The sequence below is a fragment of the Halovenus halobia genome (genome assembly GCF_051414135.1).
GTDB lineage: Archaea > Halobacteriota > Halobacteria > Halobacteriales > Haloarculaceae > Halovenus > Halovenus halobia.
The window spans coordinates 1,066,581-1,080,368 of the sequence record NZ_JBLKOA010000001.1 but is presented as its reverse complement, the minus strand read 5'-3'; the positions used below and the strand labels follow the sequence as shown (position 1 = coordinate 1,080,368).

Below are 13,788 nucleotides of genomic sequence, written 5' to 3'. Positions count from 1 at the left end.
CGGTTGGTTAGTCGCCGCGAACTTTCGCTTCGATTTCGTGGACGACATCCGGGTTGCGCAGCGTGCTGGTGTTCCCGAGTTCGTCCCCGTTCGCGATGTCTTCGAGCAGCCGCCGCATGATCTTCCCCGAGCGCGTCTTCGGCAGTTCGTGGGTGAAGATGACCTGCTCTGGCCGTGCGATTGGGCCGATTGCGTCCTCGACGGCCTCGATAATCTCGTCGCGGAAGGCGTCGTTCTCTTCCTGACCGTCTTCGGTGATGACGTAGGCGTAGACAGCTTCGCCTTTCATCTCGTGGTCGCCGCCGACGACTGCCGCCTCGGCAACCCCCGGGACGCCGACGATAGCTGATTCGATTTCCATCGTCCCCAGCCGGTGGCCAGAGACGTTGATCACGTCGTCGACCCGGCCGAGCACGGTGACGTAGCCGTCTTCGTCGACCTTCGCGCCATCTTCTGGGAAGTAGACCCACTCGTCGGCTTCGGGGTCAGAGTATTCATCCCAGTATTCGTTGATGAATCGCTCGTCGTTTTTGTAGAGTGTCCGCAGCATACCGGGCCACGGATTGTTGACGGTGAGGTAGCCGGCGCGGCCAGCGCCGACCTGTTCACCGTCCGTATCGACGATGTTGGCGTCGATACCCGGCAACGGTGGTCCGGCAGAGCCGGGCTTCATATTGCTGACAGCAGGCAGTGTGGTGATCATCATCCCACCGGTTTCGGTCTGCCACCACGTGTCGACGACCGGACACTCCTCGTCGCCAATGTGTTTGTAATACCACTTCCAAGCCCGCGGGTTGATCGGTTCACCGACAGTCCCCAGCAAGCGCAGGCTGGAGAGGTCGTGCTGTTCGGGGTACTGTTTGCCCCATTTCATGAACGCCCGAATTGCGGTCGGTGCGGTGTAGAGCTGGTTCACGTCGTAGTCGTCGACAATCTCCCAGAGACGGTCTTTGTCCGGGTAATCCGGCGTTCCCTCGTACATAACCGATGTCGTCCCGAGCGCGAGCGGCCCGTAGACGATGTAGGAGTGGCCGGTAATCCAGCCGATGTCAGCCGAACACCAGTATGTATCGTCTGGCTTGACATCCAACACCGCGTGGCTGGTCCACGCGGCGTAGGAGAGATACCCCCCGGTCGTGTGTTTGACCCCCTTCGGTTTGCCAGTCGTCCCCGAGGTGTACATCAAAAAGAGCATGTCCTCGGCGTCACGGACGACTGGGTCGACGTCAGCTCCCTGCTGCTCGTCGACCAGCGAATCGTAATCGAGTTCGCTCTCTCGGTGGTCGACCGTTCGTTCGTCGCCGAGTCGGTCGACGATAACAGTCGTCACGTCGTGGCCGACATTGCCCAGCCCATCACGGGCCTTCTCGAGGTGGTCGAGCGGTTCGCCGCGACGGTAGTAGCCGTCACAGGTCACGAGCGTCTCCGAGTCAGCCGACTCCATCCGCTCGGCCAGCGCGTCAGCCGAGAAGCCCGCGAAGACGACGGAGTGTGGCGCGCCGATGCGGGCACAGGCCAGCATCGCAACTGGCAACTCCGGAATCATCGGCATGTACATCGTCACGACATCCTCCTCCTCGACGCCCTGCTCGCGCAGCGCGGCGGCGAACTCGTTGACCTCGCGGTGCAGTTCGTTGTACGTGTACGTTCGCGTTTCGTCGACCGGTTCCCCGACCCACTCGATAGCGACTTCGTCGCCTCGGTCGGCGAGATGCCGGTCGAGACAGTTTTCTGACGCGTTCAGTTCCCCCCCGACGAACCACTCGTAGAATGGTTCGTCATCGTCGTTGAGGACGTCGTCCCACTCGGAGTCCCAGTCGAGCAACTCAGCCGCACGCTCCCACGCGTCCGGCCAGTTCTCCTCGAACTCCTCGTAGATGTCCTCGTCGGTGACGTTCGCCTGTTCGACGAACGACGCCGGCGGCTCAAACTCTTCCTGTTCGGCGAGTCGAGCCTCCAGTTCGACATCTGGTTGGTCTGACATTGCATATATCTCTCCATAAGGGACCATATTAATGGGACAGGCTAACTATCATAATCGTCCATTGGACTCGACGGGCGATGCTAGCGGATTCGAGTTCCCGTAAGAATCGAACCCAAAACGTCCACAGACGGCGGGTCCGGTTACTCTTCGAGGAGTTCCGCAAGGATACTCTGCTGGGCACGCCGCAGGTGATTGTGCAGCGTCGGCGAGGAGACACCCATCGACTCGGCAAGGTCCTCGGCGGTGCTGCCGCGAGGCCACTCGAAGTAGCCCGAGTGGTACGCCGTCCGGATGACGTCGCGCTGTTTCTCGGTGAGTTGCTCCTCGAGAAGACTGGAACTGTCGAGCCCTGCCGTCGTCGCGGTCCGTTCCTGTTTGCTCCGCAACTCCGCGCCGACGGTCGCCGCAAGTCGGTCGTGAATCGCACGCAGGTCAGCGTCCGGCGCGAGTTCGCAGGTCAGCGTCGCCTGCCCGTCCTCGACAGTCAACTCGGTCACCGTCCCGCCGCGGTCGGTGACAACCAACAGCGGCGACGAGCCTGTCAGTGACAGTTCGAGAACCCCCTCGTCCTCGGTGCTACTAATGAGTCGCGCGCCTGCAATTGGGTCACACGCTGTGGCCGCTTCGAGGGCCGCCTGTGCGGAGCCCTTGAACGTGACGAAACAGAGCAACCCGTCGTCGCTCGGAACCGCACCGTCGAGCGATAGCCGAGTGTCGAGAGCCGCCGCCAAGTCGACGAACACAGCGGCTGTGTCGTCGTACTGGAACTGGACTTCGAGGACGACGCCACCGAGGACGAGTTGTTTGCGGTCGACGGCAGTGAGTGCGAGACTAACCTGCCGACCGAGCATCGCGAGCGCCCTGCGTTCAGGCTCTTCAAATGCCTCCGCAGCAGCGCGGACAACCAGCACGCCGTGTTCGGTTTCGCCGTGGCGCACCGGGACGGCGGCGAGCAGCCCGGACGACCGCTCATCTGGCGTGACCTGCACCCGGCCGGACTGGAGTCTCTGGTCCAGCACAGAAACGTCGCGGTCCCCCTGGAAGTAGTCGGGGTCCTCGCCTGCGTGAGCCCGGTCTCGGTTCGGGTCGCGGTCCAAAATCCAGGCAGCGTCGTACTGGTCGACCAACTGCTGGCAGACAGCCCGCTCCAACTCGGACCGAGAGTTCGTCTCAGCCAGCGAGTCGACGACGCTGTCGAGTGTCTCGACCACAGCCGGGAGTCGACCAGCCGTGTCGCGGGTGGCTTCGAGTTGCTCGAAGGCAGCAGTCACCTCGCTGTCGGCGGGCGCAGGGACCGAAGAGAGCAACGAGTCGACCCCTTCCCAGCCGCCAGCAGCCGTGACCGCCCGCACGTCGACACCGTCTTCGACCAACAATCTGCGCGCGAAGTACTGCCGAAGTGACGCGGGAGTAACGTCTCCGACAGCCTCCTCAGCCCGGTCTGCAACCGCCGACACGAGCATCTGGACGCGTCGCTCGCTGACGTCGACAATCTCTTCGTCGTCGTCGATATCGCTGGCCTCCAGATACTGCTGGACTGTGTCGGCAAGGTCCGACAGGAGCGGGACTGTCCGCCGGTTGCCGTCGCCTTCGCGGACCACGAGCTTGTACTCCAGCGACGAGCCGTCAGAAGGGGTGAGGTCCGCGGGACGAACGCGGACAAGTTCGCCAGCCCGGAGCCCTGCCTCCCCGGCCAACCGGACCACCAGCTCCTCGCGGTCCGTGCGGCACGCGCGTCGTAGCTGCTCGTATTCCCGAGCAGACAGCACCTCTCCAGCCTCGGCCGCCATTTCGCTTCTACTGTCGAGCGCGAAATGCAAAAGTCTGCCTCCTGATTTGGGCTCGTTTCCGCGGGAGCGAGCTCAAAGCCAGACAGCGTGTTTCGGTATTTCGATGAAAAGCGAAACAGTGACTCAGTCGCTGTTGGTGGCTGAATCGATTTCGCCGACAACCTCTGGGTTACGGAGCGCGCTCGTGTCTCCGAGGTCGTTTCCGCGGGCGATATCCGTCAGGAGACGGCGCATGATTTTTCCCGAACTGGTCTTCGGGAGTTCAGGCGTGAGGACGATGCGGTCGGGGCGGGCAAAGGAGCCGATCTGCTGTTCGATTGCATGGTTGATCGCCGCCCGGACCGCCTCCTCGTCAGCGCCGGCCGCAGGATTGGCATACGCGTAGATCCCCTGACCGTGCTCTTCGTGACCACTGACGACCGCCGCCTCGGCAACATCCTCGACGCCGACGATAATTGATTCCAGTTCCAGCGTCCCGTACCGACGGCCACCGACGTTGATCACGTCGTCAACGCGGCCGAGAATTGTCACATATTCGTCCTCGGCCATGACCGCACCATCGCCGGTCATGTACGCCCACTCCGAGTCGGGCAGGACACCGCTCGTCTCGGCCCAGCGCGTCTCTGTCGAGAGTTCGCGCGGCATCCCGGGCCACGGCGTCTCGATGGCGAGATAGCCACCAGTGTTCGGGTCGACTTCCGTCCCTGTTTCGTCGACAACAGTCGCGTCGACGCCGGGCAGCGGCGGGCCTGCAGTTCCGGGTTGCATCTCGTCGACACCCGGAATCGTCGTGATCAGGTGCCCACCTGTTTCGGTCTGCCACCACGTATCGACGACTGGACACTCCTCGTTGCCGATGTGTTCGTAGAGCCACCGCCAGACCTCCGGGTTGATTGGTTCACCAACTGTCCCGAGCAGGCGCAGGCTCGAGAGGTCGTGCTGTTCGGGGTACTCTTTGCCCCACTTCATGAAGGTCCGGATGGCCGTCGGTGCGGTGTAGAGGATATCGACGGCGTGTTTCTCGACCAGCTCCCAGAGTTTCGTCTTCGGGGCCTGGTCAGCCTCGCCCTCGCGGAGCAGCACAGTCGCGCCGAGCGCGAGCGGTCCGTAGACGACGTAGGAGTGGCCGGTAATCCAACCGATATCGGCGGTACAGAGATAGGTATCGCTGGGTTCGATATCCAGCACGGCGTGGCTGGTCCAGGCAGTGTGTGCGAGATAGCCGCCGGTGGTGTGTGTGACGCGTTTCGGTTTGCCGGTCGTCCCCGAGGTATAGATCAGAAACAGTTCGTCGGTGGCCGCTCGTGTGACAGGGTCGACTGTCTCGCCGCTGTGGGCCGCCAGCAGCTCCTCGTAGCGATGGTCGCGGTCACCAAGACTGTACTGGTGGCGGTCACCGAGTCGGTCGACGACGACCGTCGTCACCTCCTGGTCGAGCCCCGCTCGGACCGTCTCGGCACGGTTCGTCAGCGAGACGGCGTCGCCGCGGCGATAATACCCGTCGCTGACGACGAGATACGCTGACTCGGATTCTGCCATTCGCGTTGCGAGCGCCTCCGGCGAGAACCCGGCGTAGACGACGGCGTGGACCGCACCGATACGGGCACAGGCGAGCATCGCCACGACCAGTTCGGGGATGACGGGCATGTGTAGCGTGACAACGTCGCCTTCCTCGACACCGAGGTCGCGGAGTCCCGCTGCGAAGGCGTTGACTTTTCTGGAGAGTTCGAGGTAGGTCAGCGTTCGAGTTTCGTCGAGTTGGCCCTCCCAGACCAGCGCGCGCTGGTTTTTGCGCTCGTCCAGATGTCTGTCCAGACAATTCGCCGCAGCGTTGAGTTGGCCGTCGGGGAACCAGTCGGAAGCGTCCTCGTCGAAGACCGTCCGGTAGGGTTCGTCCCACGTCAACAGGTCGCCAGCCATCTCCCACGCGTCGACGCCTTCCTCGGTGAACCGTTGCAACTGCGCCGGGGTGACGTTCGCCTGCTCGACGAAGGACTGCGGCGGGGTAATTCGCTCTGCAGGTAACTCCCCGGTTTCAAGCTCGAACTCCTCGCCGCCAGCCATCTTTCTATGAGAGTGTACGGCTTCCAGTCTAAAAGCGTTGGCACCGAGTTGCAATTGTTGAAACTGAAGCCGCCGATGCCCACCGATTTTTACGCCGCGGGCCAAACTGGATGACGATGATCACCCTGAGTTCTGATTTCGGCTCGCCGTACCCCGGTGCGATGAAAGGCGTTCTCTCGCAGTGGACCGACAGCCAACTTGTCGACGTAAGCCACGAGTTGCCGCGACAGGACCTGCGCCAGAGTGCGTTCTGGCTGCGTGAGACGCTGCCGTACTTTCCACCAGCGGTTCATCTCGTCGTCGTCGACCCCGGTGTCGGCACCGACCGCGACGCCGTCGTCATCCGGGCGGGCGGCCACGCACTGGTCGGCCCGGACAACGGCGTCCTCCTCCCGACAGCACGCGCCCTCGGCGGCAAGGGGTTCGAGTTGTTCCGCATCGAAACCCGCGAGGAGGCTACCGAAGGCACCGACCGAACCGGCTGGCCGCCTCGACTGGCGAGTTCGACGTTTCACGGCCGCGACGTGTTCGCCCCCGCGGCCGGCCGTGTCCACGAAATTGGAATCGACGCACTCGATGATGACGCGGGACTGCATCGACTCGACGACTACGAGTCGCTTCGCTTTCCCGAGGCTGTCGTCGGCGAGTCGGCAGCAACTGGCACCGTGCTCGCGGTCGATGACTTCGGCAACACTATCACGAACGTGCCGGGGTCGTTCGTCACAGAATCGTTCGGCGGGTCAGTGTCAGTCAACGGCGACACGGTCCCGCTGGCACGCTCGTACGCTGCCGTCGACCCCGGAGAACTGCTTGTCACTGTCGGAAGCCACGGCAACGTCGAACTGGCAGTAAATCGGGGCCGCGGCGACGACGGGTTCGGACTGACTGCGGGCGAGGACGTACATCTCGAACTCGTGTGAGAGCCCCCTGCCATGGGAACCATAATGATTAATAGTCTACGTCGACACGATTCAGACGCATGTACGAGATCATGTGCGAAAGTTGCGGTAAAATCGGATTCCACCCGTCCCGGCTGGCGGCGGAATCCCGAGCAGAAACACACATTGACGACACCGGCCACGAGTGCTCGATTGTGGAGATGGGCGACGTATAAGATCTCGTTTTTCGCGGATTGTCCGTTGTTTTCACGTGCCGCTTAGAGTTGACTCCGCGCACCGGCGACAACCAGCGGCAGGGTGATGGTGGCGTCAGCGTAGACGGAGACGTTGCGCGCCGACTTCTCGAGTTTGCCCCACGACCGTGCCTCGTCGAGCGTCGCACCCGAGAGGCCGCCAGTCTGTGGCGGGTCCATCGTCAACTGGACGGCGTAATCGTAGGCTCCGGGAACGACCAGCATCGTCTGCAGAACGTAGTTTTTCGGGACGCCGCCGCCGACAATCATCGCCCCCGCTTTCTCTGCCTCGTAGGCAACGTCGTTGAGGCCGGTCATATCTGCGAGCGCGTCGAGCGAGAAGTCTGATGTCTGGCTGTACATCCACGCCTGCAATCCGAGCACCGAATCCTGCACGGCAGGGCAGTAGGCCGGCACGTCGTTCTCGTAGGCCGCCGCGGCGATACCGCCGTCTTCGTCGATAGCTTCGCTGTCGTTGATCTGGCTGTTGGCTTTGCCGAGTTGTTCGGTAAAGCGCTGGATGCTGACGACCCCCTCCGCTTCGAGCGGCGGGAAGACGTGCTCGCGGAGGTGGTCCTCGAACAGTGCGAAGTGCTCCTGTGGGAGGTAGACGTTATAGATACGGTCGACGCCTTCGTCGCGCAACTGCTCGTCGTACTCCGTCGTCTCGGTCGGCGTGTCGCCCAGTTCGCCGTGGTGGTGTTTGCCGCCGATTGCCTCGATGGTGTCGTGGGTGAGGTTCGCGCCAGTCGTCACTAAGGCGTCGATGTGGCCGTCCCGGATGAGGTCAGCAACAATCTGTCGCATCCCCGAGGGAACCATCGCACCCGCCAGTCCGAAGACGTTGGTTACGTCGCCGGAGAGCATTTCGGCGTAGATGTCTACTGCCTCGCTGATTTGGGTCGCGCCGATACCGGCGTGGCCGTACTGCTCGATCAGTTCAGAGACAGACATATCGCCATCGACCGCCGCGTGGCCGATGGGGTCGTGGGCAAACTCCTCGCGGTCGGAATGGTCGTGGTCGGTCATGTCCGATTCTGGACGGGCTGGAGGTTTCAACGAATCGGTCTTATGGTCAGTGGGTTTTGAGAGAGTTTTGCCCGAATACAGCCAGAGAAGTCGAAACCCTCAGCGGTTGAGACAAACGGTGTGCTGAATAAAGAGTGTGCAGTCAGGAGCAAAACTATACTTAGTTCACGCTGAAACTGCTGAACCAACCGCTGACTAAATATGCGAATTGAGCATATCCACAGTAATGCTGCTTGGCGAATAATTAGTTGTAGCCCAATCGGTAGTCGTCACAACACCTCGCTGACAGGGGTTTCGATAACAACAGTGAGAAATTAACACGTGACAAGAATTTCTATCTAGCGTGTTTTCAATGGCCGGGCTCGTTTGAGATGCATGGTGACCGTCGTTCCGCTGTCACTGCCATTGATTTCCAGCTCGCCGCCGGATTTCTTGACATACCAGTTCATCACCCATAACCCGACCCCGGATCCGTGAGTGAGCTGTGTTTCCGTGCCGCTGTTCAGCATTTCTATTTCATTAGTTTCGATTCCCTCTCCAGTATCCGAAATGACCAACGAAACCGTTTCATTGTCGACATATGCGGCGATACTGATTGTTATCGGTCCAGGATTGTGCGTAATCGCGTTCTCGATTGCATTACTCACTGCGTTGTCGAACCCGTTGACAACGTGTACTGACTCGTCAGGGAGGTCTATCTCCACTGAGACATCGGCTGGTAGCTCTGACTGTTCAGCCACAGCGTTGCCGACGAGTTGTTGCAGGCTCATCTCGGTCCGATCAGGCTCAGTATCAATGAGTTTCTCTATATCTCTCGTCTTTTCAGCATGCGATAGTAAGCGGTTAGCTGCTTGCAATGCACTCCCTGCACTCTCTGTGAGGGACTCGTCTGTGAGCCGATCCGCAATATATGACAGCCGAGCTGTGACAACGCTCAATTCGTTACGGATATTATGGCGGAACACCCGAGAGAAGAGTTGCTTCAGCATATCTAAATCCCGCTCGCGCTCGATCCGTTCGGTGATATCCGTGTAAATCCCATATCCCTCCACGGCACCACCTATTGTGGTTTCCATGGCTGTCCGCTGCAGAAACGTCCGTTCCTCGCCAGTCGCCGTGATTCGAGTCACTTCCTGATCGGTCTCATCGTTGGTTCTCGCCCACACATCCATCCCATACTCTGTGTTAGACGGGACAATTAAATCGGCAAGTGGCTCCCCACGGATCGCTGCTTTCTCGTAGCCGAATACTGTCTCGAACTCTCTATTGACGGTTTTCACGACTGGAACAGATTCATCAAACATCACGACAACGGCCGGATCTGGCACGTTCTCCAGCAGGGTATCGAACCGTTGTTGTGCCTGTGTCTGAATTTGTAGTTCTGTGGCAATCTCGGCTATGTATCCGTCGTACTCAGCCGCGATCTCCTCGCATACATCTCTGACATCAAATCCGGAGTATGTCTCTTGCTGTTCAAATCCGAGTGCTGCTTCCGCTTCAGCCACAATACTCTCGGCTTTCGACACCCCGACGACTTGACTGAGCCTCGATATTAACTCATCCCGATTCATTCCGGAAAGAGATTGATCACCGTCGTGCTGTTGTGGAACCCGCTTGTCTGTCCAAAATTCATGTTCATCTCCCCGTAGGTCTCGAACCCGACGAACGGCTTCGTAAGTTCACTTCGCATCGCATCAACAGCCGTATCGAATTCATCGTCCAGAATCACGTGGCGACAGGCACAATCGTAGATGAACGCACCGGAATACTGACCGCCGGAAATCTCGTTGGCGGATTGTGCTGCCGTGCGTGCCGAATCAATCTGTGAATCGACGGTGCCACGCATTACCTGGACGTGTGTTCCCTCCGGAATATTAACCAGTGCCGACATCGTGCCGGCGTCGGGATTGGACTCAATACACGCCCGCATCTTGTACGATTTCCCTTGATCGATGCCGAACTCGAAGACGCCCATCATCCGAAGCATCGTCTGATGATCATCAGCCACTTCATCGAGATCGATGTCGAACATCTCACGAGCATATGGCCGGACAGCCTCTTGCCATACCTCAAGGGCTGGTCGCCCATCAAGTTCAACCAGTTGGCGGCCATCAGCTTCCGTCACTTCGAACCGTTCGGAAATTACTTCGTGGCCGTGATTGCCCACTATACACGACTGATGTTCGGAATCGATAGTCGCAATGACGACGGCGTCGTTCTCGACTCGGTCGCCACAGAAGACGGGCGTTGATTCGAGCTGGTAGGTGTCAGAAGCGGCTCCACCAGCAAACGGGACCCGGGCCCCGAGCTTTCGTCGAACTCGATGGGCGAGTTCCTCGCCGTCGCTGTTGAGACTGTCATAGAGTACGAGTGCGGAACGGTACGGGAAGGAGTCATCAGTGCCCGAGAGGTCTTTTCGAGCGTCGCGTAACGCTCGGTGTATCCCGTCGCTGAGCCCCGTCCCGATACCGGTCTGAAATGTCATCGTCTCGCTACTAACCAATGCGAGAGCAATTCCCGATTCAACACTGCGGACATCTGTAAATGGGCCAGTTCCAGCACAGCCAATCAACGCTGGTTCGTCTCCGACAACTGAGCGAATGCCAGCCAGTACGTCGTCGTAATCAAAATGTGCGGTAGAGAATACTTGGCAGAAATCTGCTGTGGTTCCGTTCAAATTAGAGGCGGCTTCCCGCCCTGCTTCCACGCCGGCCTCATATCCATCCCCGGCTACTCCGTCAGCGATACCAGACGCGAACTGCGTTTCCATCCTAGCACGTTTTCTTCTTGACCCAACAAAATAAACATTCCCTTAAATGTTATATTCTGATACTCAAAAGAGACCGATACAGCCTGACTTTGTCATTCGCTCTGCGATCTTACTCTCCAGAGAGACTTGTTTTCAGCCAGCTAGTTGGTACACCGCCTGTACTGGCCATCTCAGGCTACCGTTTTCTGGCAGGGGTTCCGTGAGAGATACGCGTTTTGTACCTCACACGGTGCTTACAACCTATGTTGGGTTGATAAGATTGTGAGAGATCAGTTCGCATCTATCTAACTCCGAATCCGAGATATCGCTACTACACATTCCGGCAGAATATTACCCGTTCCCGTGATAGTCCCGCCATGGTAGTCGTATCGGAATCTCTGTTCTTTCTACTTTATGTTTCGGTGTTTGCTGTGGCGGCGCTCGCCTGTTTTGCAAGTCTTACACGGCTCCAGCAGATCACGGACTCCGATACTCGATGGGGTTTGAGGGCTCTTTTGCTGACGAGCGGCGGGTGGGCGACCGCTCACGTCGGGTATCTCGTCTCCCCGACAACCTCGCTCAAACTCGGATGGTATACCATTGGGTTGGTCGTAGGCCTCGCAACTGTCGGCGCGTGGCTGTACTTTTGTTCTGCGTACACTGGACGCACATACCATCGGAACCCGACGTACCGTCGCCTTGCCGTTGCCGTCTACATCGCACTTACCGCGGTGAAGCTCACCAATCCCCTCCACCAAGGGTACTTCACAGCAACGGCCATCGCCACTCCGTTTCCCCATCTGTCCGTCTACACGGGACCACTTCACTGGACTGCGATGGGACTCTCATACGCGTTCGCGTTTGTCGGCTACTTCATGTTGCTAGAGTTGTTCACCGAGATCGACCTCGACACGCGAGCCCTGTTTGTTCTCATCGGAATTACTGCCTTTCCTGCCGTGTTCGATCTCATCGGATACACGACGCCGTTCCTGCTCGACATGACCTACGAACCACTAGGAGTCGCCGTCTTCGCTGTCGGAGTCGCGTTCGTCTACACCGACCGGCTTGATGCTGTCCAGCTGGCCGCTGAACAGGACGACCCCGTTATCGCGCTTGATGTGGACAAGCAGATCCGGGACACAAACCAGGCTGCCCGGACTGTTTTCCCCGACCTTGTCGGTGCAGAGGGCACTCAGTTAGAGATGACACTCCCACAGGTGGCCAACTGTCTCGGTAGCGACGACCCGATTCTAACTGTCCAGAAGGAGGGCAACACGCGGTATTACCGTGTCACAGAGGCCCCTTATGGGACTGCGAACACCAGCCTCGGTCGGACCATTGTGTTCACCGACGTGACCGACCGCGAGCAGTATAGTGAAGAATTGAAGCGTCAGAACGAACGCCTCGAACGGTTCGCCAGTTTGGTGAGTCACGACCTGCGCAATCCACTCAACGTGGCCCAACTGCGGTTCGAGTTACTCCGCGAGGAAGCGGAGGTGCCAGAAAATAATGACCACGCAGCGGCTGTTGAACGGTCACACAGCCGGATGGAGGAGTTAATTGAGCAGATTCTCACGCTCGCCCGCGATGGGAAACCCGTCGACCAGTGGGACGCAGTGTTACTCTCATCGGCAGTGGAGGAGTGCTGGGAGATGGTCGATACGGGCACTGCCGAACTACGGCTAGAGGACGATCTGACGTTCAAAGCCGACGAGAAACGGCTGCAACGACTCTTCGAGAACCTCTTTCGGAATGCCCTTGACCACGCCGGCCCGGATGTGACGGTCACCGTTGGGGCGCTTCCTGACCGGTCGGGCTTCTACATATCTGACGATGGCCCTGGCATTCCCGAGGGAGACCGTGAGTCCGTACTCGAACCGGGATATACAACCCGCAAGGAGGGGACCGGGTTTGGACTCGCAATCGTCGACGAGGCGGTCACTGCGCACGGATGGGAGATTTATGTAACAGAGAGTGACGATGGTGGCGCTCGATTTGAGATCACCGGCGTCCAAACGTTAGCCTGATCAGTCCCGATGTGCTCCAAACGCTCCGGTGGCCTTCCCCTCTACATTGATCGATCACAGTACGCTTGAGCAGACCAATCCGTGGTGCAAGATACGCGCTTTCTATTCAGCACGGCTACTGAAACCTATAACAGATTGAAAGATTCCACAGATCTAACCAGAAGAGGGCGTTCACGGCGCGAAGCCTCCGACAACGACGGCCCTTTCGGTTCCTCACAGTCCCTGCTGAGTAACCGAATCCATCCTCACAGCCCCGTTGGGTGCTCGATGAACGTCGTCTCCAGCCCCCAGTCCTCGACCAGCGACGCCAGCGCTCGCACGCCGAAAGTCTCCGTGGCGTAGTGACCACCGAGCACGACGTTGAGTCCCGACTCCCGGGCCTCGTGGTACACAGACTGCTTGCCCTCCCCGGTGATGAGAACGTCCGCGCCAGCCTCGATGGCTTCGTCGAGCCAGTCGACGCCGCTGCCAGTGACGATAGCCACGTCTTGCACCGTCTCCGGGCCGAACTCTAGAGTTTGTACCTCGTGGTCGCCGTCCAGCCCGCCAGCGAGGTTTGCAACGAGCGTACTGAGGTCTGTAGACTCGGATAGCCGTCCCCGCTGGCCGATGTACTCCCCACCGTAGGCTCCGAAAGGTTCGCGCTCGCCGAGGCTGAGCAGGTCGGCAATCCCTACGGCATTGCCGAGTTCCTGATGGCCATCCAGCGGCAGGTGGGCGGCGTACAACGCGAGGTCGTTGTCGATGGCCGTGGCGACGCGGTCGTACTCTCGGTCCGTGACGCGCTCGATGCCCCCCCACGAGATACCGTGGTGAACGACAAGGAGGTCAGCGTCGTGTTCTGCAGCCGCCTCGAGGGTTTCGACAGCCCCGTCGACGGCGAAGGCGACGCGGTCGACCTGCTGGTCTGCAGGCCCGATCTGTAGCCCGTTCGCACTCGCGTCCGCACTCGCGTACGCAGCGATATCCAGCCGCTCGTTGAGACGGTCGGCAAGCTCCTGACAGCGCATACC

Annotated in this window: 9 protein-coding genes; 2 read left to right on the top strand and 7 right to left on the bottom strand. The window is 59.7% G+C overall.

Features of this window, described 5'->3' with window-relative positions; translation table 11 throughout:
• Window positions 1-7 precede the first annotated feature (7 nt).
• The 3 genes from acs to ACMGFM_RS05750 form a co-directional block, all read right to left on the bottom strand.
• Window positions 8-1,984 (bottom strand): acetate--CoA ligase, encoded by a 1,977-nt coding sequence (gene acs, locus ACMGFM_RS05760; protein WP_436901489.1) that lies wholly within the window; start codon window positions 1,982-1,984, stop codon window positions 8-10.
• A gap of 140 nt (window positions 1,985-2,124) precedes the next feature.
• Window positions 2,125-3,774 (bottom strand): bacterio-opsin activator domain-containing protein, encoded by a 1,650-nt coding sequence (locus ACMGFM_RS05755; RefSeq protein WP_436901488.1) that lies wholly within the window; start codon window positions 3,772-3,774, stop codon window positions 2,125-2,127.
• Between the two features lie 123 nt (window positions 3,775-3,897).
• Window positions 3,898-5,838 carry an acetate--CoA ligase gene (locus ACMGFM_RS05750; protein ID WP_436901487.1) on the bottom strand — a complete coding sequence of 647 codons (1,941 nt, stop codon included), beginning with the start codon at window positions 5,836-5,838 and terminating at the stop codon, window positions 3,898-3,900.
• A gap of 116 nt (window positions 5,839-5,954) precedes the next feature.
• Here ACMGFM_RS05750 and ACMGFM_RS05745 point away from each other — a divergent pair, with 116 nt between their 5' ends.
• Window positions 5,955-6,758, top strand: coding sequence for an SAM hydrolase/SAM-dependent halogenase family protein (locus ACMGFM_RS05745; protein WP_436901486.1), 804 nt, complete (start codon window positions 5,955-5,957; stop codon window positions 6,756-6,758).
• Window positions 6,759-6,994: 236 nt separating this feature from the next.
• On the opposite strand, the gene ACMGFM_RS05740 is transcribed toward ACMGFM_RS05745, so the two are convergent.
• The 3 genes from ACMGFM_RS05740 to ACMGFM_RS05730 all read right to left on the bottom strand — a co-directional run bounded on the left by ACMGFM_RS05740 (window position 6,995) and on the right by ACMGFM_RS05730 (window position 10,769).
• A complete protein-coding gene (locus tag ACMGFM_RS05740; protein ID WP_436901485.1) occupies window positions 6,995-7,999 on the bottom strand; it encodes a deoxyhypusine synthase in 1,005 nt (334 codons plus the stop codon).
• Between the two features lie 338 nt (window positions 8,000-8,337).
• Entirely contained in the window at window positions 8,338-9,525 is a 1,188-nt protein-coding gene (locus ACMGFM_RS05735) for a PAS domain-containing sensor histidine kinase (RefSeq protein WP_436901484.1), read from the bottom strand.
• Between the two features lie 41 nt (window positions 9,526-9,566).
• A complete protein-coding gene (locus ACMGFM_RS05730; protein WP_436901483.1) occupies window positions 9,567-10,769 on the bottom strand; it encodes an FIST signal transduction protein in 1,203 nt (400 codons plus the stop codon).
• A gap of 356 nt (window positions 10,770-11,125) precedes the next feature.
• Between ACMGFM_RS05730 and ACMGFM_RS05725 the strand changes: the two genes are divergently transcribed.
• Entirely contained in the window at window positions 11,126-12,775 is a 1,650-nt protein-coding gene (locus tag ACMGFM_RS05725; protein WP_436901482.1) for a sensor histidine kinase, read from the top strand.
• A 245-nt stretch (window positions 12,776-13,020) separates the two neighbouring features.
• Here ACMGFM_RS05725 and ACMGFM_RS05720 read toward each other — a convergent pair whose 3' ends face one another.
• Window positions 13,021-13,785, bottom strand: coding sequence for a Nif3-like dinuclear metal center hexameric protein (locus ACMGFM_RS05720; RefSeq protein ID WP_436901481.1), 765 nt, complete (start codon window positions 13,783-13,785; stop codon window positions 13,021-13,023).
• Window positions 13,786-13,788: the final 3 nt, after the last annotated feature.

Excerpts from the sequence above, each read along its gene's own strand:
- acs (WP_436901489.1), bottom strand. The coding sequence starts at position 1,984 with ATGTCAGACCAACCAGATGTCGAACTGGAGGCTCGACTCGCCGAACAG.
- ACMGFM_RS05755 (WP_436901488.1), bottom strand. The coding sequence starts at position 3,774 with ATGGCGGCCGAGGCTGGAGAGGTGCTGTCTGCTCGGGAATACGAGCAG.
- ACMGFM_RS05750 (WP_436901487.1), bottom strand. The coding sequence starts at position 5,838 with ATGGCTGGCGGCGAGGAGTTCGAGCTTGAAACCGGGGAGTTACCTGCA.
- ACMGFM_RS05745 (WP_436901486.1), top strand. The coding sequence starts at position 5,955 with ATGATCACCCTGAGTTCTGATTTCGGCTCGCCGTACCCCGGTGCGATG.
- ACMGFM_RS05740 (WP_436901485.1), bottom strand. The coding sequence starts at position 7,999 with ATGACCGACCACGACCATTCCGACCGCGAGGAGTTTGCCCACGACCCC.
- ACMGFM_RS05730 (WP_436901483.1), bottom strand. The coding sequence starts at position 10,769 with ATGGAAACGCAGTTCGCGTCTGGTATCGCTGACGGAGTAGCCGGGGAT.
- ACMGFM_RS05725 (WP_436901482.1), top strand. The coding sequence starts at position 11,126 with ATGGTAGTCGTATCGGAATCTCTGTTCTTTCTACTTTATGTTTCGGTG.
- ACMGFM_RS05720 (WP_436901481.1), bottom strand. The coding sequence starts at position 13,785 with ATGCGCTGTCAGGAGCTTGCCGACCGTCTCAACGAGCGGCTGGATATC.